The following is a 21,744-nucleotide window of genomic DNA, read 5'->3' on the forward strand; positions in this document are numbered from 1 at the left end:
CAGCGCGAGACTAATCTGGGGTGTCTGAGAATATCCTAATCTCGGAATTACCTTCACTACCCACGGCCACCTCCGCTACCGGCGACCCTGCCCATTCCATTGAGCCTTCGCCGCCAAGCGAGCGCATCTGTTCAATATTAGGCACACCGTCGAAAGGTCCGAAGATCCAAGCCTGATCTCCACGATAGAGTGCAATGAAAGGACGGGATTCTAGCTCGTCAATGCGCGGAAGTACCTCCATTCCGTGGCCACTGTCGCCAAACAAGACGATCTGCGGTTCACCGTTTCGCGCCGCATCACCCAGAACCAGCCAGATTCCGTCCTCGTTTACATCGCCGTCAACTATGCATGGGTTTTCGAGCGGCCTTCGCAAAAAAAGGTTGCCATCATCTTCGATATCCGAGTCCGACCGTCCGGCCACAAGGGTGCTGCTGACCAGTGCGCCTTCCAATCCAGAACCCGGCACGAGGGCGGCAGGTGGCGTTACGATGGTAGGGCAGGGCGCCGGATCGTAAATGGATGTTGGCTGGATAGGTATTCCTTCCGGCAACTCGATACCCCTAAGCAATGCATAGGCTGCACCGACAATGTCGTCCCTGCGCGATTGCGGTCCCGTGACGCGCACTTTGATCATCCATAGCCCCGCCCGAGCGAAGCCTGCCGCGGTCGACGCGGTCGCCCCGCGAACGGAGGCATTCTCGTAAACCGTCATCCGCGCCGCATCTGGTATGTCGTCCAGCTGCGTCGTTTCATTGCGGGTCTGTACGGGTTCTCCATAAAGCCCTTCGATAATTTGCAGGGTTGCCAATGCGACGATCCCGGGATCGGAGAGACCGGTGCGATATATGTAAATCGTACCGACTGTGTCGCCGCTCTCGCTGCCATATTGGGCGTAATTGTCCGTGCCGGTGTCAGCGCTGAATTCACCAACCCGGCTTAGCTGCAAGATTCCCGCAGATTCGGGGACGGCGATCTCGGCAAGCCTTGGGCGGGGCGGCCCATCGACCGGGTCGACCCAGCTAGGCGATACGATCTGATAATCCTGAGCCTGGGCGATAGCTGGTAAAAGCAAAATACCAAGAAGAAAGGCTCCCACTTGAACCCAATGATTGACCGAGCTCGTCATTCCGGCTGCCCCTTTTTGCTACTGCCCCTGCCGCCGGCTCATAAACGCCAGCCGTTCGAACAGCATCACGTCCTGCTCGTTCTTGAGCAGCGCGCCGTGGAGCGGCGGGATGAGTTTTTTCGGATCGCGCTCGTTCAGCGTTTCGAGGGGCATGTCTTCGTGCAGGAGGAGCTTGAGCCAGTCGAGCAGTTCGCTGGTGCTCGGCTTCTTCTTGAGGCCGGGGACGTCGCGGACTTCGTAGAAGATGTCCATCGCCTTGTTGACGAGCATCTTCTGGATGCCGGGGAAGTGGACGTCGATGATCTCCTGCATCGTCTCGCGATCGGGGAATTTGATATAATGGAAGAAACAGCGGCGGAGGAACGCGTCGGGCAGCTCCTTCTCGTTGTTCGAGGTGATGACGACGATCGGGCGCTCCTTGGCCTCGATCTCCTCCTTGGTCTCGTAGACGTAGAAGCGCATCCGATCGAGTTCCTGCAACAGGTCGTTCGGGAATTCGATGTCGGCCTTGTCGATCTCGTCGATCAACAGAACGGGGAGTTCGGGCGAGGTAAACGCTTCCCAGAGCTTGCCGCGCTTGATGTAGTTCGAAATGTCGTGGACGCGCTCATCGCCGAGCTGCCCGTCGCGCAGGCGCGCGACCGCGTCGTACTCGTAAAGCCCCTGCTGCGCCTTGGTGGTCGACTTGATGTTCCACTCGATCAGCGGCGCGCCCATCGCCTTGGCGACTTCATGCGCGAGGACGGTCTTGCCGGTGCCGGGCTCACCCTTGACGAGAAGCGGGCGGCGCAGCGTCGCGGCCGCGTTGACGGCGACGCGCAGGTCTTCGGTCGCGATATAGTCCTTGGTTCCTTCAAAGCGCACTTGGGATCCTTTCTGTCGAACGGCTCTTTTGCTCTTTCCGTTTACGTCAATCGAGACGGATAGGGGGAAGAGGGAAGGCACGCAACAGCAGAAAACCGTCATTCCCGTGAAGGCGGGAATCCTGCTCTCTTCCGCTCCCGAAGGATCGCTGTTTCTTAAACGGACATAGGTAGCGGGATTCCCGCTTTTGCGGGAATGACGGAAATGTGGCACTTTGCTCGGCCTCCCGAACGGTTTAGCCTGTATCGGATGATCCGAGCCGCTATCCTCTCGCTCGCACTCATCCTTGCCGGGTGCACCAGCGTCCGGGGCTACGGGCCGCAGGGCTATGCCATTCCGGCGGATCGGGACATGCGGATCGTCGTCATGCGGCCCGATGTCGAGGTCGGGCTGCTCAACGCAGGTGGCGTGATCGAGCCGCGCGTCGACTGGACCGAAGAGGCGCAGACGAACCTGCTGTCCGGGCTCGCCGCCAATCTGTCCGAACGCGGCGCATCGATGGTATTGCTCCCCGACCAACAGGGCGACGCGGCACGCCTTGTCGCCGATTACGAGCGGCTGCACATGGCCGTCGCCATGTCGATCGCCGAGTTCCGCTATGGTAGCGAAAGGCTGCCGACCAAGGGCGAAGAGGGGTTCGATTGGACGCTGGGGCCGGGCGCGGCGCGGATCGGCGAGTTGGGGGGCGGCAATTACGCGCTGTTCCTGACGGCGCGCGACAGCTTTTCCTCCGACGAGCGCGTGGCGCTGCAGGTGCTGGGATGGGCGGGATGTCTGATCGGGCTGTGCTTCGCGCCGTCGGGCGGGCAGCGTTTCGCCTATGTCAGCCTCGTCGAGCTCGAGACCGGCGACATCGTCTGGTTCAACATACTCTCCTCCTCGGTCGGCGACATTCGCAGCCCCGAAGGCGCGCGTTCGACGGTGGACAGCCTGTTGCGGGAGATGCCCACAAGGGCGGGGGAGGCGGACGCGTCGTGATCCGGCAGGCGATCGGAGCGGCCGTTGCGCTGGCGCTGCTGGCCACGCCGGCCGGCGCGCAAACGGTCAGCGGCTACCAGCCCCAGGACGAGGACGAGCGCGGCCTGTGGATGGTAATGGACGAATATGAGCGGCAGTTGCAGCGATCGAACTTCGTCATGCGCGATCCCGGCCTCAACGCCTATGTGAACGAGGTCTTCTGCCGGATCGCCGGCGACCAGTGCGAGGACATCCGCATCTACATCGTCCGCACGCCCTATTTCAACGCGTCGATGGCGCCCAATGGCGTGATGGAAATATGGTCCGGTCTTTTCCTGCGCGTGCGCAACGAGGCGCAGTTAGCCGCCGTCCTAGGGCATGAATTCACCCATTATCGCAACCGCCATTCGCTGCAGATGTTTCGCACCGTGCGAGACCGCACGAACGTGATGAGCTTTCTCGGCATCGAATTGTTCGTCGCCGGGGGCGGATTGCTGGCTACGGCAGGACAGCTCGCGATGATCAGCTCGCTCTTTTCCTATACCCGCGAGATGGAGCGCGAGGCGGACACCGAATCGGTGCGCCTGCTGGTCGACGCCGGATATGATCCGATGGCGGCCTCGCGCATCTGGGCGCAGATCCGCGACGAGCGCGACGCCCGGGCGGAGGATCGCGGCCATGACGGGCGCGGCGAGGACGCGATTTTCGGCACACATCCGCTGTCCGAGGACCGGATGGTCGACCTGCGCATGCTCGCCGAGGCGGCGGGCGAGGGCGGCGAACGCTATCGCGACCGCTACACGCTCATGCTCGCGCCGCACTGGCAGGCGATCGTCGACGACCAGATCAACCTCAACGACTATGGTGCCACCCGGCATTTGCTCGACGCGCTGGCCGCCGATGGGTGGACGGCGGAGCTGCGCTATGCCGAGGCCGAACTGATGCGGCGGCGCGGCGAAACCGGCGATTTCAACGCGGCGACGCGGTCCTATGAGGCGGCGCTCCTGATGCGGCCCGATATGGCCGAGGCGTGGCGCGGCCTCGGCTATGCGCTGCTGCGGCTCGACCGGCAGGAGGAAGGACGGACGGCGCTCCGGCAGTATCTGGCATTGCGGCCCGATGCCGAGGACGCGGCAATGGTCGCGATGCTCGCCGGGGTGACGTCATGACGGCGCGCACCGGCCTGCTTTGCCTCTTGCTGCTGCTGGCCTCCTGCGCAGTGGGGTATCGGATCGCGCCGGCTGGCGAACCGCTTCAGGTCGGCAATTCGAACCTGGTCGTGACCGCGCCGAACGCCTGAAACCGCGCCGGAACACTCACCGGCCCCGGCAAGAACGCCGAACTGTGGACGCTCGACGGGCCACGACTCAACGAGATCACCTTTTATGGCGGGATCGCCGACGGCGAGACGCTGTTCCGCGAGACCGACCGTCGGGAACGACCCCTGCCGCGCTTCCGCGCCGCCATGCTTCCCCCGGAGATCGCGGCGCTGTTCGAAAGCAGCTATCGCGTCGCCTCCGGCACCGCGCTGTTCGTAATGGGCGCGATGGCTCCCGCCGATTTCGCCGGCCAGCAGGGCTTCCGCTTCGATTACGACTATACGCTGCGCGGCGAGGAAATCCGGCGTGAGGGTAGGGCGACCGGGGCCGTCATCGATGGCCGCCTCTACATGATCACTTTCGAAGCGCCCGAAATCCATTATTTCGAAAACGGCCTCGCCGATTACGAGGCGATCGTCACAAGCGCTCGCATCGCACCGGATAGCTAGGCGCAGGGACCGCGCGTCCAGACCAGCTGCGCTTCCATCGCGAGCAGGGTCAGCCGGTCGGCATCGATCGACACCGCGCGCATCGGCGGAAAGGCGTCGAAGGCGGGGATGATCGTGAGGCCGCGCCTGCCGATCTCGTAACTGCCCTCCTGGTCGATCGGACCGCCGCTTTCCGCCTGATACATCAAACCGCCATCGGCATCGAAACGATAGCCGATCTGTTCCTGTTCGACCTGACCATCGGCTTCATAGTGATCGTAGCACCATTCGCCTTCGAGATAGGCCTTGGACAGGATGCCGGACTCGACGGCCTGGCTCACGGCATCGGTTTCGCCGCCGCCGGAATCTCCGCCACAAGCGGAAAGGCTGGTGGCCGCAGCAACCGCGACCAAAGAGAGAATGCATTGCTTCATCCCGCAATCGCTATCGTTTTGCCCCGATGCCGTAAAGCTCCCGGCTTGCCCTTGCGCGCGTTACTGCTATATCGCGCGCCGACCGGCGGTCCTCTTGCGGGCGTGGCGGAACTGGTAGACGCGCTTGGTTTAGGTCCAAGTATCGAAAGATGTGGGGGTTCGAGTCCCTTCGCCCGCACCAGCTTTGCCGCATATCCCATGCAAAGAACCGCTCCGAAACTCCTCATAAAGAAGGCATTTTGATAGACCGATGCAGACCGTGGAAACGCTCAACGAAGGCCTGAAGCGCGAATATACGCTGACCATCCCGTTCTCGGAGATCGAAGCGCGCGTCGACAAGCAGCTCAAGGAAATCGCGCCGCAGGTGCGGATGCCCGGTTTCCGCCCCGGCAAGGTGCCGACCAATCTCGTCCGCAAGATGCACGGCGAGGCGATGGAGCAGGAGCAGGTCAACAAGGCGATCCAGGAAGGCATCCAGTCCGCGATCAGCGAAAACGAACTGCGCCCGGCGATGCAGCCCGAAATCGACATGCCGGACGACTGGGAGAGCGGGAAAGATATCAAGCTCTCGATGAAGGTCGAGGTTCTACCCGAGATTCCCGAAGCGAAGATCGACGGCATCAAGCTGGAACGGCTGACCGTCGAGGCCGGCGACAAGGCCGTCGAAGACGCGATCGCCCGCATGGCCGAAGACCAGAAGAGCTACGAAGCCGCCGCCAAGACGTACAAGGCGAAGGAAGGCGATCAGGTTATCATCGATTTCGTCGGCAAGGTTGACGACGAGCCGTTCGAAGGCGGTACCGGTGAAGGCATGCCCGTCACCATCGGTTCGGGCCAGCTCATCCCAGGCTTCGAGGACCAGCTCGTCGGCGTGAAGGCCAATGACGAAAAGCAGGTCAAGGTTACCTTTCCGGACGAATATAATGTCGACTATCTGAAGGGTAAGGACGCGGTTTTCGACGTCACCGTCGGCGAAGTCCGCAAGCCCGTCGACGCCAAGCCCGATGATGAGTTCGCCAAGTCGCTCGGTCTCGAGGGCATCGACCAGCTTCGCGAACTGATGAAGGGCCAGGTCGAGCAGGAACTGAACGGCCTCACCCGCACGCACATGAAGCGCAAGCTGCTCGACAAGCTGGCCGGCGACCATGACTTCCCGGTGCCGCCGTCGATGGTCGAGGCGGAATTCGGCCAGATCTGGCAGCAGCTGGAACAGGAATCGGCGCAGGAGGAAGACCCCGAGGCCGCCAGGAAGGAAATGGAAGCCGAAAAGGACGATTACAAGAAGATTGCCGAACGCCGCGTGCGGCTCGGGCTGCTTCTCTCCGAAATCGGCCAGAAGAACGGCGTCCAGATCAACCAGAACGAGATGAATCAGCTTCTCGCGCAGGCCGCGCAGCGTTATCCGGCGGAACAGCGCGAGCAGTTCATCGAATATATCCGGCAGGATCCGATGGCCGCCGCGCAGCTTCGCGCGCCTCTCTATGAGGACAAGGTCGTCGACTGGCTGTTCGACAAGGCCGAAATCACCGACCGCACCGTGACCCGCGAGGAGCTGGAAGCGGCAATCGAGGCCGAGGAAGAAGAAACGCCCAAGCCGGCGGCGAAGAAGGCGCCCGCCAAAAAGGCTCCGGCCAAGAAAACCGCCGCGAAATCGACTTCGACCGCCAAGAAGGCACCGGCCAAAAAGCCGGCCGCCAAGACGACTGCGGCAAAGAAGCCCGCTGCGAAGAAAGCCCCGGCTAAAAAGGCTCCCGCCAAGAAGGCTCCGGCCAAGAAAGCCGCTGCAGCGAAGGATGAAAGCGAGAGCTAAGCCCTTCCGGCGCGATTACCTAGTAGCCGTCATCGGACTTCTGGGCTTTGGTTGTTCGCTGCCTTTGCGCGCCGATCCCAACGCTTAGTTAACCATTCCGGCCCTAAAACTGCGCCTGTCGTTATGGCGCAGCAAGGGGTGCCCGGTGCAGCAGTTCAAGGAATTCATCGCCGATCGCTCGATCGCGCCGATTGCAGGGCGTCAGCCTTCCATCGCGGTCATTCTGCCATGCTATAACGAAGAAGCAGCGATTGCGCGCACGGTCGCCGATTTCCGCGCCGCGCTGCCCACGGCCACCATCTATGTCTACGACAATAACAGCTCGGACCGGACCGCCGCCGTGGCCGACGCTGCCGGTGCGATCGTCCGCCGCGAGCGGATGCAGGGCAAGGGCCATGTCGTCCGCCGCATGTTCGCCGACGTCGATGCCGATATCTACGTCATGGCAGATGGCGACGAGACCTATGATGCCGGCGCCGCACCCGAACTGGTTCAGAAACTGATCGATGAGCAGCTCGACATGGTCGTCGGCGCCCGGCGCACCGAAGTCGACGCCGCCTATCGTTCGGGCCACAAGCTGGGCAACAAAGTGCTGACCGGCATCCTCGCCAAGCTGTTCGGCCGCAGTTTCAACGATATCCTCTCCGGCTATCGCGTTTTCTCGCGCCGCTTCGTGAAGAGCTTCCCGGTGCTGAGCCAGGGTTTCGAGATCGAGACCGAAATCTCCGTGCACGCGCTCGAACTGAAGATGCCAGTTGCCGAGATCGTGACCGACTATGGCGCGCGGCCCGAAGGTTCGACGTCGAAGCTTTCGACCTATCGCGACGGCTGGCGCATCCTCAATACGATGATGACGCTGTTCCGGATGGAGCGGCCCGTGTCGTTCTTCGGCGTGATTGCGGCGCTGCTCACCGCCATTTCGATCATTCTCGCCGTGCCGCTCGCGATCACCTATGCCGAAACGGGCCTCGTTCCGCGCATGCCGACCGCCATTCTCTGCACGGGGCTGGTCATCCTGGCCACGCTGAGCTTCTTTGCCGGCCTGATCCTCGACACGGTCGTGCGCGGGCGCCGAGAGCTGCGCAGGCTGGCCTATCTGACTTTTCCCGCACCGGGTGAATAACGGGTCTTGAAGCGGCGGATCAGAGTCGCGATGTTGGCGCGTGAAGATTTCCCTGAAAGGCACGACATGAACGACCCCATCTCCAATGCGCTCATCCCGATGGTCATCGAGCAATCGAACCGCGGCGAGCGCAGCTTCGACATTTTCTCGCGCCTGCTGCGCGACCGGATCATCTTCCTGACGGGCCAGGTCGAAGACAATATGGCGTCGGTCATCACCGCGCAGCTGCTGTTCCTCGAATCGGAAAATCCGAAAAAGGACGTGTTCATGTACATCAACTCGCCGGGCGGTTCGGTCACGGCGGGCATGGCGATCCATGACACGATGCAATATATCCGCCCGCGCGTCGGCACCGTCTGTGTCGGCTTTGCCGCGTCGATGGGGTCGTTCCTGCTGGCGGCAGGCGAACCCGGCATGCGCGTCGCGCTCGCCAATTCGAAGGTCATGATCCACCAGCCGAGTTCGGGCATGCAGGGCACGGCCGCGGATGTCGAAATTCACGCGCAGGAACTGCTGAAAACGCGGCACCGGATGAACGAGCTCTACTCCAAATATACCGGCAAGCCGATCGAAGAGATCGAGGATGCCATGGAGCGCGACAAGTTCTTCTCGGCCGATGAAGCAAAAGCGTTCGGGCTGGTCGACGAGGTCTATGAAAAGCGCCCCGCAGCCGCCGACGCGGACAAGAGCGGGGACTGATCGCCGAGCAGTTAAGGCGTTGGCGACATCTATGTGCAATAAACCATTGTCCCGTCTGCCTCTGGCGGGTTAGAAAGTGTGCGGCCATGGCGGGATGGCCGAAAGGATTGGGTTATGACGAAATTGAGCGGCGGGGATTCGAAGAGCACGCTATATTGCTCGTTCTGCGGCAAGTCCCAGCACGAGGTGCGCAAGCTGATCGCGGGGCCGACGGTCTTCATCTGCGACGAATGCGTCGAACTTTGCAACGACATCATACGCGAAGAGACCAAGGGCGCGATTTCGGCCAAGAAGGGCGATGGCGGCGTTCCGGCGCCGGCGGAAATCTGCGAAGTACTCGACGATTATGTCATCGGGCAGGGGCAGGCGAAGCGCGTTCTCTCGGTCGCCGTCCACAACCATTACAAGCGGCTCAACCACGGTGCGAAAGGCGCCGATGTCGAGCTGGCGAAATCGAACATCATGCTGATCGGGCCGACGGGCTGCGGCAAGACGCTGCTCGCCCAGACGCTGGCCCGGATCCTCGATGTGCCGTTCACAATGGCCGACGCGACGACGCTGACCGAAGCCGGTTATGTGGGCGAGGACGTCGAGAATATCATCCTCAAGCTGCTCCAGGCGTCGGACTATAATGTCGAGCGCGCCCAGCGCGGGATCGTCTATATCGACGAGATCGACAAGATCAGCCGCAAGTCGGACAATCCCTCGATTACGCGCGACGTATCGGGCGAGGGTGTCCAGCAGGCGTTGCTGAAAATGATGGAAGGCACGGTCGCCAGCGTTCCGCCGCAGGGCGGCCGCAAGCATCCGCAGCAGGAATTCCTGCAGGTCGACACGACCAACATCCTGTTCATCTGCGGCGGCGCCTATTCGGGCCTCGAAAAGATCATCTCGGACCGCATGCAGGGCAAGTCGATGGGCTTTGGCGCTATCGTCGAAGCGCCCGACGAGCGCCGTGTCGGCGAAGTGCTTCGCCATGTCGAACCGGAAGATCTGCTCAAATTCGGCCTGATTCCCGAATTCGTCGGACGCCTCCCGGTGCTCGCCACGCTCAACGATCTCGACGAAGATGCGCTGATCAAGATCCTCAGCGAACCGAAGAACGCGCTGGTCAAGCAATATGCCAAGCTGTTCGAGATGGAGGACGTGAATCTCGAATTCACCGAGGACGCGCTGTCGTCGATCGCGAAAAAGGCGATCGATCGGAAGACCGGTGCGCGCGGCCTGCGATCGATCATGGAAGGTATCCTGCTCGATTCGATGTACGACCTGCCGTCGATGGAGGGTGTCAACGAAATCGTCATCGACAAGGACGTGGTGGAGGGCCGCAAGGAACCCGTTCGCGTCTTTGCAGAAGCCGACAAGAAAACCGCGGACGACGCCGCCTAGCCACGGCAAAAGACCTGCCATCCCCGCTCGAAGCACCCCGACCCGTTGAACGGGGTGGGGAGGGGCTCCATATTGTGGTCAAACGGGCCTCGCGCCCCCGCATTTCGGAGTTACCATGAGTCAGCAATCGCTTCCCGCCCTGCCGCTACGCGACATCGTCGTGTTTCCGCATATGATCGTGCCGCTGTTCGTCGGGCGCGACAAATCGGTCGTGTCGCTCGAACGCGCGATGGCGGCGGACAAGACGATCTTTCTGGTTGCCCAACTCGATCCGGGCGAGGACGATCCCGATCGCGAGGCACTGTACGATATCGGCGTGACCGCGACGGTGCTGCAATTGCTGAAGCTGCCCGACGGCACCGTGCGCGTGCTTGTCGAGGGACAGCAGCGCGCCAATCTCGACGAACTGCATTATCGCGACGAACACCTCATTGCCGATGTCACGATCCTCGAGGACGAAAAGGCCGAGGGGCCGGAGACCGAGGCGCTGATGCGCTCGACGGTCGAACAGTTCGGCAACTATGCCAAGCTCAACAAGAAAATTCCCGAAGAAACCGCCGTCCAGCTGACGGAAATCGACGAGCCGTCGCGCCTGTCCGATGCGGTCGCCGCCAATATCGGCGCCAAGGTTTCCGACAAGCAGTCGATGCTCGTCGAACGCAACCCGGCGAAGCGGCTGGAGATGGCGTTCGCCTTCATGGAGGGTGAGCTCGGCGTGCTACAGGTCGAGAAGAAGATTCGCGGCCGTGTGAAGCGCCAGATGGAGAAGACCCAGCGCGAATATTATCTCAACGAGCAGATGAAGGCGATCCAGCGCGAGCTGGGTGACGGAGAGGGCGAAGAGGGCGACGAGATCGCCGAGCTCGGCAAGAAGATCAAGGAAACCAAGCTCTCCAAGGAAGCGCGGTCCAAAGCCGAGGCCGAATTCAAGAAGCTGAAATCGATGCAGCCGATGAGCGCCGAGGCGACGGTCGTCCGCAACTATCTCGACACGCTGCTCGGCCTGCCCTGGGGCAAGAAATCGAAGCTGAAAAAGGATATCGGCGAAGCCCAGACCGTGCTCGACGAGGATCATTATGCACTGGAAAAGGTCAAGGACCGGATCGTCGAATATCTCGCGGTGCAGGCGCGCACCAATAAACTCAAAGGCCCGATCCTGTGCCTCGTCGGCCCGCCCGGTGTCGGCAAGACGTCGCTCGGCAAATCGATCGCGCGCGCGACGGGGCGCGAATTCGTTCGCCAGTCGCTGGGCGGCGTACGCGACGAGGCCGAGATTCGCGGCCATCGGCGCACCTATATCGGCTCGCTCCCCGGCAAGATCGCGACGAACCTGAAAAAGGCCGGCAGCTGGAACCCGTTGTTTCTGCTCGACGAGATCGACAAGCTGGGCCAGGATTTCCGGGGCGATCCGGCATCGGCGCTGCTCGAGGTGCTCGATCCCGAACAGAACGACAAGTTCCAGGATCATTATCTCGAGATCGACCTCGACCTTTCGGACATCATGTTCGTGACGACGGCGAACACGCTGAACCTGCCGCAGCCGCTGCTCGACCGGATGGAGATCATCCGGCTGCCCGGCTACACCGAGGACGAGAAGGTCGAGATCGCCAAGCGCCACCTGATCCCGAAACAGATCGAGCAACACGGGCTGAAGGACGGCGAGTTCACGCTGACCGATGCCGGTCTGCGAGCAATGATCCGGCTTTACACGCGTGAAGCCGGCGTCCGCACGCTCGAGCGCGAGATCGCCAAGCTCGCGCGCAAGGCGCTACGCAAAATTCTCGAAAAGGACGCCGAAACCGTCGAAGTCACGCCTGACAATCTGGCCGATTTCCTGGGCGTACAGAAATTCCGCTACGGTGTGTCGGAGGACGAAGACCAGGTCGGTGCCGTGACGGGTCTGGCATGGACCGAGGTCGGCGGCGAATTGCTGACGATCGAGGCGGTCACCGTGCCCGGCAAGGGCCAGATCAAGACGACCGGCAAGCTCGGCGATGTCATGCAGGAATCGATTCAGGCGGCGATGAGCTTCGTCAAGGCGCGCGCGCCGAGCTATGGCATCAAGCCCAGCCTGTTTCAGCGCAAGGACATCCATGTCCATCTGCCCGAAGGCGCGACGCCGAAGGACGGTCCGTCCGCCGGCGTCGGAATGGTCACGGCGATGATCTCGACGCTGACCGGTGTTCCGGTCGATCGCGAAATCGCCATGACGGGCGAAGTGACGCTGCGCGGACGCGTGTTGCCGATCGGCGGATTGAAGGAAAAGCTGCTTGCGGCCTTGCGGGGCAACATCAAGACGGTGCTGATCCCCGAAGAGAACGAGAAAGACCTCGCGGAAATTCCGGACAACATCAAGGATGGCCTCGAGATCGTACCGGTCGCCCATGTCGACGAGGTGCTCGCCAAGGCGTTGACGGCGCCGCTCGCAGCCATCGAATGGACCGAAGCGGATGATCTTGCGACCGATCCGAATCCTTCGATGCCGCCCTCTGTCGGCGGTGAAAGCGAGCCTTCCATTCGTCATTGACCGAAAATTATCCAATCAATTTGGAAAAAAGCGCCGTTTTGCGGGTGTTTTTCGGTATTTGGGCTTTACATGCCCCCGCCAAATGGACTTAGATGCCCGTCGTCCAAAACACCGTGAGACTCGCGTATTAAGAGCTCACTACAATCAAGGGGTGCGGAGAGCATGAATAAACAGGAACTGATTTCGTCTGTTGCCGATTCGGCGGGCCTGAGCAAAGCGGACGCCGGCAAGGCGTGCGAAGCCGTTTTCGATACGATTTCGGGCGCGCTCGGCAAAGGCGAAGAAGTCCGCCTCGTCGGGTTCGGCACGTTTTCGACCTCGCATCGCAAAGCCTCGACGGGCCGCAACCCGCGCACGGGTGAGCCGATGCAGATTGCCGCCTCGACCCAGCCGAAGTTCAAGGCGGGCAAGGCACTCAAGGACGCCGTCAACTAAAGACGCGTTTTTCTGTCCGGCCAAGGATGGACGGGGCTGCGGCAAGGCCTTATTTGCCGATGGAAAGGGCGGACACCTGTTCAGGGCGTCCGCCCCTTTTCTTCCGGAAGCGTCAACCGGCCTCCGGATTTCGGGCGCGTAGCTCAGCGGGAGAGCACTGCCTTCACACGGCAGGGGTCGCTGGTTCAATCCCAGCCGCGCCCACCAGCCTTCGCTGCTTACGCAGCTCCGGCTGGCTTCTTTGATTGAGCCTCGAACGCCGGGCGGCTGCATCCGCAGCCTTGGCTTTCGCGCCAACAAGGCGCGGCGGCCGTTTGGCCTTGCGAACCCTGACGGGTTCGATTCGCGCCATCGAACAGGCTAGAAACCCCGCGCAACTATGTTTCAAATGCGTTGACCTGACCGGGCCGTAGGGACTATGTGCGCGACCGGCCGGAACGGCCTTCGCGGCGACCGTAGCTCAATCGGTTAGAGCACTGGCTTGTGATGCCAGGGGTTGCGGGTTCAAGTCCCGTCGGTCGCCCCATTTTCCGCGGGTTTTCTCCGCACCGCAGCTAGACGAGTATAACATGGCCGCCCCCTGGGATCTCCCCGATTACGACGACCATGAGGGCGTCCATCTGTTTCACGATCCGGACAGCGGGATGCGCGCGATCATCGCCATCCATTCTACGCATCTGGGCAATGCCGCGGGCGGTATGCGCTTCTGGCACTATCCCGACTCCGCGATGGCGATCACCGACGCGCTGCGCCTGTCTCGCGGTATGAGCTACAAGAACGCGATGGCCGGTCTCCCCATGGGTGGCGGCAAGGCCGTTTTGCTGGCCGATGAAACGCGCACGAAAACGCCCGAAATGCTCCGCGCCTTCGGTCGTGCGGTCGATACGCTCGGCGGCCGCTATGTGACGGCAGAGGATGTCGGCATCACCGACGACGACATGGTCGTGATCAAGGGCGAGACCGACTATGTGTCGGGCCTGCCGGTCGAAAAGGGTGAGGCAGGCGGCGATCCCGGGCCGTCGACGGCGCTTGGCGTGTTCCTCGGCGTCAAGGCGGCGGTGAACCGCGCGCTCGATCAGGACAGCCTCGAAGGCGTTCACGTTGCGATCCAGGGCGTCGGGAGTGTCGGCGGCGGACTTGCGCGGCTGCTCGCCGAGCAGGGCGCCCGGCTCACGCTCGCCGATACGGTCGACGCGCGCGTTGCGGCGCTGGCGGAGGAACTGGGTGCCGACACGGTTTCGGTCGACGAGATTCTGTTCGTCGACGCCGATGTCGTCAGCCCGTGCGCGCTCGGCGCCGTGCTCGATGCCGACAGCATCGCGCGGCTGCAATGCAAGGCGGTCGCTGGCGGCGCCAACAATCAGCTTGCGACGCGTGAGGACGGCGGCCGGATTTTCGAACGCGGAATCCTCTATGCGCCCGATTACGTGATCAACGCTGGCGGCATTATCAATGTCGGGCTCGAATATCTCGGTCAGGGCGACCGCGCCGAGGTCGAGGCGCGGATCGGCAAGATCCCGGAGCGGCTCGAGCAGGTCTGGCAGGAAAGCGCCGCGACGGGCGACCCGGCTTCCACCGTGGCCGATCGGATCGCCAAGCAGCTGATCGGCCGCTGATCAGCCCTCCGGCACGCGAACGATGCGCGACGACCGGCGTTCACGGATCAGCACATAGAGCCCGCTGGCGACGATGATCGCCGCGCCGGTCCAGGTCGTTGCCGGCGGCAGATCGCCGAACATGATCCAGCCCAGCGTAACCGCCCAGACCAGCTGCGTGTAATCGAACGGCGCGACGACCGGCACCGGCGCCACGCTCAGCGATGCGGTCAGCAGCATCTGTGCCGTACCGCCGAACAGCGCGATGCAGACGATCAGCAGCCATTCGCCCGCGGTATGCGGTTCGGCGACGAACGGCATCACGCAGCCGAGGCAGAGCGCCGAAATCGTCGTGAACCAGAGCACGGTTGTCTCGGGCGGGTCGTAGCGGGAGATCTGGCGGATCGTGATGTTTACACAGGCGACCAGAAAGGCTGCGACAACAGCGACCGCGAGCCCCTTGGCCGGCAATGCGCTGTGCTGCGGCTGCATGACGAAGAGGACACCGGCAAAGCCGAGCACGATGGCGCTCCAGCGGTGCCACCCGACCCGATCCGCGAGCAGCAGCGCCGCGAGAATGGTTGCGAAAAGCGGCGCGGCGAAGCTGAGCGCCGTCGCTTCGGCAAGCGGCAACAGCATCAGCGACCAATAGGCGAACCCCATCGTCACCATGCCGAGCACACCGCGCCAGACATGGGCGAGCTTGTGACCGGTGCGGAACAGGCCCAGCCCGCCCGGCCGCGTCGCCACGAACAGCATCGTCAGCGGCAGCGCGAAGATGAAGCGCCATCCGAGCATCTCGACGGGATGCAGGCCGTATGACGTGGCGCCGAGCTTCACCGTTGCCGCCATCAGCGCCATTGCCGAAGCCGCACCGATGCGCAGCCCGATCCCGGCCATCGCGTTTTGCGGTGCGGAAGCGTTGGGCGGAGTCACTTGGAGGTAAAAACTTTCGATGCGGTTTGGCGATTTCCGTTCTGCCTAAGCTTTTCTCCGCGGGGATGCTACGCTAAGCGGTCCGCAACATGCATGGTTTCGCCAATCCGACGCGGTTTCTCAATATCGCCAGACCGTTGACGCCCTGGTTTCTCGTCCTGGGGCTGGCAACGATCGCGTTCGCGTTGGGCGCGGGCCTGTTCTACACGCCGCCCGACTATCTTCAGGGCGACAGCGTCCGCATCATGTACGTCCATGTCCCGACGATCTGGCTCGGCATGGCGGGATGGGCGGGAATCCTCGTCGCCGGGGTGATGCAGCTTGTCTGGAAGCATCCGCTTGCCGGGATTGCCGGCCGCGCCATTGCTGTTCCAGGCGCGATGTTCACCGCGCTGGGCCTGATCACCGGTTCGATCTGGGGGCGGCCGACTTGGGGCACCTGGTGGGTCTGGGACGGGCGGCTGACATCGGCTCTCGTGCTGTTCTTCCTCTATCTCGGCTATATCGCGCTTGCTTCGGCCAGCGAGGAGCAGGGCGGGACGAGCAAGATGGCTGCGATCTTCGGCATCGTCGGCGCGATCAACCTGCCGATCATTCATTATTCGGTGACATGGTGGAATTCGATCCATCAGGTGCAGAGCATCACGCTGCAGGGATCGACGATTGACATGGCGATCCTCTGGCCGATGCTCGTTTCGATGGCTGGCTTTACCTTACTCTTCGCGGCGATCGTCCTCATGCGGATGCGAACGATCATTGCGGGCGTGCGGATCGAAGCGCGCCTGCGGCGGATGGCCGAGGGATAGGCGGGCAGGGGGATGGATCATTGGCCTTTCATCGTCGCCGCCTATGGCATCACGATCGGCGCGACGCTCGCGCTTCTGGGCTGGAGTATGGCCGTGATGCGTGCGCGTGAAAACAAGGCGGATGCGCTGCGGAAGGAGCACAGGCGATGAAGGCCAAGCATCAGCGGCTAACTCTTGCCGTCATTGCGGTGGTGGCCGTAATCGGCGCGGGCTTTCTCGCGCTGGCAGGCCTGCGCGACAATGCCGCCCTGTTCCGCACACCCGCGGAGATCGCCGTCGAACCGGTGCCCCCGGGCCAATCGATCCGGCTCGGCGGGATGGTAGCCGAGGGCTCGATCGAACATCTGCCCGATGGTGTGACCATCACGTTCATCGTCGAGGATGGCGAGGCGACGGTCCCGGTGCGCTTCTCCGGGATCACGCCCGACCTGTTCCAGGAGAATAGCGGTGTCGTCGCGGAAGGCGCATTCGACGCGAACGGCGTGTTCATAGCGGACAACATCCTCGCCAAGCATGACGAGAATTACATGCCGCCGCCGATGGAAGACATGGCGAGCGAGGCGACGGCTTCGTGATAGCGGAAACCGGACTAGCGGCCCTCTGGCTGGCCACGGCGCTGTGTGCGCTGCAGCTCGTTTTCGGCATCATGGCCGTGCGCGGTCGCGACGATCTCGCCGCCGCCGTGCGGCCGGTGGCGGTCGTGCAGGGGCTGCTCGCCGCAATCTCCTTCCTGATGCTGATCTGGCTGTTCCTGCGCACCGACCTGTCGGTCGAACTCGTGGTGCGGAACAGCCATTCGGAAAAACCCTGGCTCTACAAATTTGCCGGTGCCTGGGGGAATCACGAAGGCTCGATGCTGCTCTGGGTGACGGTGCTCAGCGTGGCGGGCAGCCTTGTCGCGTTCTTCGAGAGGCGGCTGCGCGAGAACACGCTGATCGCCACGCTGGCGGCGCAGGCGGCGATCGGCCTCGGCTTCTACGCCTTTCTGCTCTTCGCCTCCAACCCGTTCGCGCGGTCGACCCCGGCGCCCGAGGAGGGCATGGGCCTCAACCCGCTGCTGCAGGACCCAGGCTTGGCCTTCCATCCGCCGACGCTCTATTTCGGCTATGTCGGGCTTTCGGTCGCCTTCTCCTTCGCGGTCGGCGCGCTGATGACTCGCGATGTCGGCGCCGATTTCGCCCGGGCGATGCGTCCCTGGGTGCTCGGCAGCTGGATATTCCTGACGCTCGGCATCACGGCGGGCAGTTATTGGGCCTATTATGAGCTCGGCTGGGGCGGCTGGTGGTTCTGGGATCCGGTGGAGAACGCCTCGCTGATGCCCTGGCTCGCGGCGACAGCGCTGCTCCATTCGGTTACGGTTCTGGCGACGCGCGACAGTTTGCGGGCGTGGACGGTGATGCTGGCGGTCGTTGCTTTCTCGATGTCGATGATCGGGACGTTTCTGGTGCGCTCGGGCATCCTGACCAGCGTCCACGCCTTCGCCGTCGATCCGCGCCGGGGATCATTTATCCTGGCGCTCCTCGTCCTCTATATCGGCGGCGCACTGCTGCTCTACGGGCTACGGGTCGGAACCGTTCGCGAGGGCAAGAAATTCCAGGCCGTCAGCCGGGAAGGGGCGCTTGTCGCTAACAACCTGTTGCTCACCGCGATCCTTGGGATCGTGCTGATCGGCACGCTCTATCCGCTGTTCGTCGAAACGCTGACGGGCGAACAGCTCTCTGTCGGCCCGCCCTATTTCAACAGCACGGCGGGGCCGCTCGCGCTGATCCTGATCGCGATCATGGCGCTCGGGCCGCTGCTGCGCTGGCGCAAGGACGATTGGCGCGACCTGATCAACCGCATTTCCTTTCCGATACTGTTTTCCGCGCTCGCCTTTGCCGGACTGATGTTCTTCGTTTCGCCGATCGGTATCCTGCCGACACTCGGCATCGTCCTTGCCGTCGGCGTCGGGGCCGCCAGCGTCGCGCCGCTTTGGAAGCGCAACCTGCGCCGGACGCCGATGTTCACCTATGGAATGGTGATCGCGCATCTCGGCATTGCCGTGGCGCTTGCCGGCATGGCGTCGGAAAGCGCCTTTACCGAGGAAGTTCTCGTCGCGACGACGCCGGGGCAGGAGCATGAGGTCGGCCCCTATACGGTGCGGTTCGTCGGTGTCGATCCGGTAGCTGGGCCGAACTGGACGGCGATCGAGGGGCAGCTCGCGGTAACGCGCGGAGATGGCGAACCCTTCGGCTTGATGCCGCAGGCCCGCATGTTCGCCTCGCCGCCGACCGAAACGAACGAAGCCGCCATCGCGACCTCGTGGGACGGACAGCTCTATACCGTGCTCGGCAACAGCGATGCGCAGGGCCGCTGGCAGCTGCGCCTGTGGTGGAAGCCGTTCGTGACGCTGATATGGCTCGGCGGCGGTATGATCGCATTTGGCGGGCTGCTCTCCCTTGTCGGCCGCGTCCGGCGCGAACGCCGCTCTGCGCTGCGGGAGGCGCACGGATGACAAGCGAATCGAACCGCCTGATCCTCTGGGTGCCGCTCGGTATCGCCGGTATCTTCATCCTTTTCTTCGGCTATGCGCTGTTCTTCGGCAACGCGAACCCGCAGCAGAAGACGATCGAATCGCGGATGGTGGGGCAGCCGGTTCCCGAATTCGCGCTCGATCCTGCCGTTTCCAATCATCCGGGCCTGACCAGCGCGAACCTGGCGACCGGCGAACCGCGCCTCGTCAACGTCTTCGCCAGCTGGTGCCTGCCGTGCATCACCGAAGCGCCGCAGCTCACGGCCTTGCAGCAACGCGGCGTGAGCATAGACGCCATCGCCATCCGCGACCGGCCGCAAGATATCTCCAACTTCCTGATGCGCTACGGCGATCCCTATCAGCGGATCGGCGCCGATGTGGATAGCCGGGTGCAGCTTGCATTTGGATCGTCGGGCGTGCCGGAAACCTTCGTCGTCGATGGCGAAGGTGTGATCCGGCACCAGCATATCGGCGAAATCCGGCCCGAGGACGTGCCCGTGATCATGCAGGCACTGGAGGATGCGCGGTGATCCGGTTGCTTGCCATCATGCTGTGCCTGATGCTTGCATCATATGCCGGGCCGGCCAACGCCCAATCGCGCCTTCCCGATGCGCAATGGGCGAACGAGCAGCTCCCCGATCCCGCGCAGGAGGCCGAGGCACGCGAGTTGATGGAGTCGCTCCGCTGTCTCGTCTGCCAGGGCCAGTCGATCGCCGATAGCGATGCCGATATGGCGCAGGACATGCGCGCACTGGTTCGGCGGCGGATCGCGGCGGGTGAGGAGCCGGAAGCGATCCGGCAATGGCTTGTCGACCGCTACGGCCGCTGGGTGACTTATGAACCGCCCTTCGATGCCGTGACATGGCCGCTCTGGCTTCTGCCGCTGCTGCTGCTCGGCACCGGCCTTTGGCTGGCGCGGGGACGCTTCCGCAAGAACAGGGGCGATCGCTGATGGGCTGGTTCGCCATCGTCCTCCTGATCGGGCTGATCCTGTTCTGGCTCGTCCGGCTCGCCTCGTTTCGCGGGACGCGGCTCGAGTGGCTCGGCGCCGCGCTGATGGTCGGCCTTGCCGGCTATGCCTGGCAGGGAAGCCCGATGCTCGAGGGACGGCCAACGGTGGCGGCGCGCGATATTCCTGCCGAAGGCACGGCCGATCTCGACGAGAATCTCACTGATCCGGGCATGGGAACCGCCGGACACTGGCTGGTGATGGCCGAAGCGCTCAACCGGCGCGGCGATCATGAATCGGCAGCGCATGCGGTATGGAACGGAATCGAGACCGACCCGGAAAATGCCGATCTGTGGGTCGGATACGGCAACGCGCTGCTTCTCCATGGCGATGGGCAAATGAACCCCGCGGCGCAGCTTGCGTTCGAGCGCGCCGCTCAGCTCGACCCCGAACATCCGGGCCCGCCCTTCTTCATCGGCCTCGCGCTGGCGCAGGCGGGGCAATATGAGGATGCGGCACAAGTGTGGCGCGCGTTGCTTGAACGCACGCCCGAGGATGCACCCTATCGCGCCGATCTCGAAAACCGGTTGCTCGGCATTTCGCGCGCGCTTGGCCGTCCCGTCATGCCCGAAGGCGAAGACGAAACGGCCGAGGGCGGCGAAGCCCCTAGTTCATAGGCAGACCAAAAGCATCGGCGACCGCCTGATGCCGGATTTTGCCGTCTGAGACGTTCAGGCCGGCTGCGAGATGGACATTGTCCGCCATCGCCTTGTCGGGCCCCTTGCTCGCCAACTGGATGACATAGGGCAGGGTGGCGTTGTTCAGCGCGAAGGTCGATGTCCGCGCCACGGCCCCGGGCATATTGGCGACGCAATAGTGGATGACGCCCTCTTCTTCATAGACCGGATCGTCATGCGTCGTCGGGCGCGAGGTTTCGAAACACCCACCCTGATCGATGGCGATGTCGACGATGACCGAGCCGCGTTTCATGGTTTTGAGCATGTCGCGCGTCACCAGCTTGGGCGCCGCGCCGCCCGGCACCAGCACCGCACCGATCACGAGATGCGCGGTCTGAACGGCCTTTTCGATCGCTGCCTGCGAAGCGTAGCCGGTCTTGATCTGATTGCCGAAATGGGTGTCGAGTTCAGCGAGCCGATCGTTCGAGATGTCGTAGATCGTCACATCGGCGCGCAGGCCGACCGCCATCTGCGCGGCATTGAGACCTGAAACCCCGCCGCCGATGATGACCACCTTGGCGGGCTGCACGCCGGGTACGCCGCCAAGCAGGATACCGCGACCGCCTTGCTCCTTTTCGAGATAATGCGCGCCGGCCTGGATCGACATTCGCCCCGCCACCTCGCTCATCGGCTTCAATAGCGGCAGCGAGCGATTGGGGCTCGTGACGGTCTCATAGGCGATGCAGGTGGCGCCCGACTTCATCAGCCCCTCCGTCTGCGGCAGATCGGCTGCCAGATGGAGATAGGTGAACAGGATATGCCGCTCCTCGAGCATGGCGATTTCCTGTGCCTGCGGCTCCTTCACCTTCACGATCATGTCCGATTCGGCGAACACGTCCGCAGCCGTATCGACGATGCGCGCGCCGACGGCGCGATAGTCGTCATCGTCGAAATCGATGCCGGTGCCGGCCTTGGTTTCGACGATCACCTCGTGGCCAGCCTGGATGACATCATGGGCCGATGCCGGGGTCAAACCGACGCGATATTCGTGATTCTTGATTTCCTTGGGAACTCCGACGCGCATTCACGCCTCCTGAAATGATTGGATGCGCGGCATATAGCGGGACGTGGGGGAATTGTCGCGCATTGCCGCACATC

At 62.9% G+C, this 21,744-nt stretch carries 23 protein-coding genes and 3 tRNA genes; 21 read left to right on the plus strand and 5 right to left on the minus strand.

From position 1 onward, the window contains the following. Positions 1-10: 10 nt before the first annotated feature. A complete protein-coding gene (locus Q0139_RS02220) occupies positions 11-1,126 on the minus strand; it encodes a hypothetical protein (protein WP_298016650.1) in 1,116 nt (371 codons plus the stop codon). Between the two features lie 18 nt (positions 1,127-1,144). Next, positions 1,145-1,990: a MoxR family ATPase gene (locus tag Q0139_RS02225; protein ID WP_298016652.1), complete on the minus strand. Its 846-nt coding sequence runs from the start codon at positions 1,988-1,990 to the stop codon at positions 1,145-1,147. A gap of 249 nt (positions 1,991-2,239) precedes the next feature. Between Q0139_RS02225 and Q0139_RS02230 the strand changes: the two genes are divergently transcribed. The 4 genes from Q0139_RS02230 to Q0139_RS02245 all read left to right on the plus strand — a co-directional run bounded on the left by Q0139_RS02230 (position 2,240) and on the right by Q0139_RS02245 (position 4,715). Further along, entirely contained in the window at positions 2,240-2,968 is a 729-nt protein-coding gene (locus Q0139_RS02230) for a hypothetical protein (RefSeq protein ID WP_298016653.1), read from the plus strand. After that, on the plus strand, positions 2,965-4,116 hold the full coding sequence (locus Q0139_RS02235; RefSeq protein ID WP_298016655.1) for a M48 family metallopeptidase: 1,152 nt from the start codon (positions 2,965-2,967) through the stop codon (positions 4,114-4,116). The genes Q0139_RS02230 and Q0139_RS02235 overlap by 4 nt, the downstream gene beginning before the upstream one ends. Further along, positions 4,113-4,247, plus strand: coding sequence for a hypothetical protein (locus Q0139_RS02240; protein WP_298016657.1), 135 nt, complete (start codon positions 4,113-4,115; stop codon positions 4,245-4,247). Before Q0139_RS02235 ends, Q0139_RS02240 begins: the two co-directional genes overlap by 4 nt. A 165-nt stretch (positions 4,248-4,412) precedes the next feature. Continuing rightward, complete coding sequence (locus tag Q0139_RS02245; protein ID WP_298016659.1) at positions 4,413-4,715, plus strand: hypothetical protein; 303 nt, start codon at positions 4,413-4,415, stop codon at positions 4,713-4,715. Here the strand turns inward: Q0139_RS02245 and Q0139_RS02250 are convergent. Then, the gene (locus Q0139_RS02250; RefSeq protein ID WP_298016661.1) at positions 4,712-5,128 is read right to left on the minus strand and encodes a hypothetical protein; all 417 of its coding nucleotides are present in this window, start codon (positions 5,126-5,128) and stop codon (positions 4,712-4,714) included. The genes Q0139_RS02245 and Q0139_RS02250 overlap by 4 nt on opposite strands. A gap of 96 nt (positions 5,129-5,224) precedes the next feature. Here Q0139_RS02250 and Q0139_RS02255 point away from each other — a divergent pair. The 10 genes from Q0139_RS02255 (at position 5,225) to Q0139_RS02300 (ending at position 14,727) form a co-directional block, all read left to right on the plus strand. Further along, positions 5,225-5,309 (plus strand) — tRNA-Leu (locus Q0139_RS02255). A 69-nt stretch (positions 5,310-5,378) separates the two neighbouring features. Next, positions 5,379-6,938: a trigger factor gene (tig, locus tag Q0139_RS02260; RefSeq protein ID WP_298016663.1), complete on the plus strand. Its 1,560-nt coding sequence runs from the start codon at positions 5,379-5,381 to the stop codon at positions 6,936-6,938. Positions 6,939-7,149: 211 nt separating this feature from the next. Next, complete coding sequence (locus Q0139_RS02265; protein ID WP_298016764.1) at positions 7,150-8,061, plus strand: glycosyltransferase family 2 protein; 912 nt, start codon at positions 7,150-7,152, stop codon at positions 8,059-8,061. A 66-nt stretch (positions 8,062-8,127) separates the two neighbouring features. Beyond that, complete coding sequence (locus Q0139_RS02270) at positions 8,128-8,760, plus strand: ATP-dependent Clp protease proteolytic subunit (RefSeq protein ID WP_298016666.1); 633 nt, start codon at positions 8,128-8,130, stop codon at positions 8,758-8,760. A 114-nt stretch (positions 8,761-8,874) separates the two neighbouring features. Next, positions 8,875-10,149, plus strand: coding sequence for an ATP-dependent Clp protease ATP-binding subunit ClpX (clpX, locus tag Q0139_RS02275; protein WP_298016674.1), 1,275 nt, complete (start codon positions 8,875-8,877; stop codon positions 10,147-10,149). Positions 10,150-10,264: 115 nt separating this feature from the next. After that, positions 10,265-12,676 (plus strand): endopeptidase La, encoded by a 2,412-nt coding sequence (gene lon, locus Q0139_RS02280; protein WP_298016681.1) that lies wholly within the window; start codon positions 10,265-10,267, stop codon positions 12,674-12,676. A gap of 162 nt (positions 12,677-12,838) precedes the next feature. Next, entirely contained in the window at positions 12,839-13,111 is a 273-nt protein-coding gene (locus tag Q0139_RS02285; RefSeq protein WP_298016707.1) for an HU family DNA-binding protein, read from the plus strand. A 132-nt stretch (positions 13,112-13,243) separates the two neighbouring features. Beyond that, positions 13,244-13,318, plus strand: a tRNA-Val gene (locus tag Q0139_RS02290). Between the two features lie 242 nt (positions 13,319-13,560). Next, positions 13,561-13,637 (plus strand) — tRNA-His (locus tag Q0139_RS02295). Positions 13,638-13,680: 43 nt separating this feature from the next. Beyond that, positions 13,681-14,727 carry a Glu/Leu/Phe/Val dehydrogenase dimerization domain-containing protein gene (locus Q0139_RS02300; RefSeq protein ID WP_298016712.1) on the plus strand — a complete coding sequence of 349 codons (1,047 nt, stop codon included), beginning with the start codon at positions 13,681-13,683 and terminating at the stop codon, positions 14,725-14,727. On the opposite strand, the gene Q0139_RS02305 is transcribed toward Q0139_RS02300, so the two are convergent. After that, the gene (locus Q0139_RS02305; protein ID WP_298016719.1) at positions 14,728-15,606 is read right to left on the minus strand and encodes a DMT family transporter; all 879 of its coding nucleotides are present in this window, start codon (positions 15,604-15,606) and stop codon (positions 14,728-14,730) included. 125 nt (positions 15,607-15,731) lie between these two features. Here Q0139_RS02305 and ccmC point away from each other — a divergent pair, with 125 nt between their 5' ends. Genes ccmC through Q0139_RS02340 form a run of 7 tightly spaced genes read left to right on the plus strand, consistent with a single transcriptional unit; the run spans position 15,732 to position 20,586 of the window. Then, entirely contained in the window at positions 15,732-16,448 is a 717-nt protein-coding gene (gene ccmC, locus Q0139_RS02310) for a heme ABC transporter permease CcmC (protein ID WP_298016728.1), read from the plus strand. A gap of 12 nt (positions 16,449-16,460) precedes the next feature. Next, a complete protein-coding gene (locus Q0139_RS02315) occupies positions 16,461-16,598 on the plus strand; it encodes a hypothetical protein (protein WP_298016731.1) in 138 nt (45 codons plus the stop codon). Continuing rightward, a complete protein-coding gene (gene ccmE, locus Q0139_RS02320; RefSeq protein ID WP_298016734.1) occupies positions 16,595-17,023 on the plus strand; it encodes a cytochrome c maturation protein CcmE in 429 nt (142 codons plus the stop codon). The genes Q0139_RS02315 and ccmE overlap by 4 nt, the downstream gene beginning before the upstream one ends. Next, positions 17,020-18,942: a heme lyase CcmF/NrfE family subunit gene (locus tag Q0139_RS02325; RefSeq protein ID WP_298016737.1), complete on the plus strand. Its 1,923-nt coding sequence runs from the start codon at positions 17,020-17,022 to the stop codon at positions 18,940-18,942. The genes ccmE and Q0139_RS02325 overlap by 4 nt, the downstream gene beginning before the upstream one ends. After that, complete coding sequence (locus Q0139_RS02330; protein WP_298016740.1) at positions 18,939-19,490, plus strand: DsbE family thiol:disulfide interchange protein; 552 nt, start codon at positions 18,939-18,941, stop codon at positions 19,488-19,490. Before Q0139_RS02325 ends, Q0139_RS02330 begins: the two co-directional genes overlap by 4 nt. Further along, positions 19,490-19,912: a cytochrome c-type biogenesis protein gene (locus Q0139_RS02335; RefSeq protein WP_298016766.1), complete on the plus strand. Its 423-nt coding sequence runs from the start codon at positions 19,490-19,492 to the stop codon at positions 19,910-19,912. Before Q0139_RS02330 ends, Q0139_RS02335 begins: the two co-directional genes overlap by 1 nt. Then, on the plus strand, positions 19,912-20,586 hold the full coding sequence (locus tag Q0139_RS02340; protein WP_298016743.1) for a tetratricopeptide repeat protein: 675 nt from the start codon (positions 19,912-19,914) through the stop codon (positions 20,584-20,586). The genes Q0139_RS02335 and Q0139_RS02340 overlap by 1 nt, the downstream gene beginning before the upstream one ends. On the opposite strand, the gene ald is transcribed toward Q0139_RS02340, so the two are convergent. Continuing rightward, the gene (gene ald / locus Q0139_RS02345; RefSeq protein ID WP_298016746.1) at positions 20,576-21,670 is read right to left on the minus strand and encodes an alanine dehydrogenase; all 1,095 of its coding nucleotides are present in this window, start codon (positions 21,668-21,670) and stop codon (positions 20,576-20,578) included. The genes Q0139_RS02340 and ald overlap by 11 nt on opposite strands. Between the last annotated feature and the right edge of the window lie 74 nt (positions 21,671-21,744).

The organism is uncultured Parasphingopyxis sp., from assembly GCF_937129435.1.
Taxonomy (GTDB): Bacteria; Pseudomonadota; Alphaproteobacteria; order Sphingomonadales; family Sphingomonadaceae; genus Parasphingopyxis.

Coding starts and splice junctions, on each gene's coding strand:
- Q0139_RS02220 (WP_298016650.1), bottom strand. CDS start 1,126: ATGACGAGCTCGGTCAATCATTGGGTTCAAGTGGGAGCCTTTCTTCTT.
- Q0139_RS02230 (WP_298016653.1), top strand. CDS start 2,240: ATGATCCGAGCCGCTATCCTCTCGCTCGCACTCATCCTTGCCGGGTGC.
- Q0139_RS02240 (WP_298016657.1), top strand. CDS start 4,113: ATGACGGCGCGCACCGGCCTGCTTTGCCTCTTGCTGCTGCTGGCCTCC.
- Q0139_RS02245 (WP_298016659.1), top strand. CDS start 4,413: ATGCTTCCCCCGGAGATCGCGGCGCTGTTCGAAAGCAGCTATCGCGTC.
- Q0139_RS02250 (WP_298016661.1), bottom strand. CDS start 5,128: ATGAAGCAATGCATTCTCTCTTTGGTCGCGGTTGCTGCGGCCACCAGC.
- tig (WP_298016663.1), top strand. CDS start 5,379: ATGCAGACCGTGGAAACGCTCAACGAAGGCCTGAAGCGCGAATATACG.
- Q0139_RS02270 (WP_298016666.1), top strand. CDS start 8,128: ATGAACGACCCCATCTCCAATGCGCTCATCCCGATGGTCATCGAGCAA.
- clpX (WP_298016674.1), top strand. CDS start 8,875: ATGACGAAATTGAGCGGCGGGGATTCGAAGAGCACGCTATATTGCTCG.
- lon (WP_298016681.1), top strand. CDS start 10,265: ATGAGTCAGCAATCGCTTCCCGCCCTGCCGCTACGCGACATCGTCGTG.
- Q0139_RS02285 (WP_298016707.1), top strand. CDS start 12,839: ATGAATAAACAGGAACTGATTTCGTCTGTTGCCGATTCGGCGGGCCTG.
- Q0139_RS02300 (WP_298016712.1), top strand. CDS start 13,681: ATGGCCGCCCCCTGGGATCTCCCCGATTACGACGACCATGAGGGCGTC.
- Q0139_RS02305 (WP_298016719.1), bottom strand. CDS start 15,606: ATGGCCGGGATCGGGCTGCGCATCGGTGCGGCTTCGGCAATGGCGCTG.
- ccmC (WP_298016728.1), top strand. CDS start 15,732: ATGCATGGTTTCGCCAATCCGACGCGGTTTCTCAATATCGCCAGACCG.
- Q0139_RS02315 (WP_298016731.1), top strand. CDS start 16,461: ATGGATCATTGGCCTTTCATCGTCGCCGCCTATGGCATCACGATCGGC.
- ccmE (WP_298016734.1), top strand. CDS start 16,595: ATGAAGGCCAAGCATCAGCGGCTAACTCTTGCCGTCATTGCGGTGGTG.
- Q0139_RS02330 (WP_298016740.1), top strand. CDS start 18,939: ATGACAAGCGAATCGAACCGCCTGATCCTCTGGGTGCCGCTCGGTATC.
- Q0139_RS02340 (WP_298016743.1), top strand. CDS start 19,912: ATGGGCTGGTTCGCCATCGTCCTCCTGATCGGGCTGATCCTGTTCTGG.
- ald (WP_298016746.1), bottom strand. CDS start 21,670: ATGCGCGTCGGAGTTCCCAAGGAAATCAAGAATCACGAATATCGCGTC.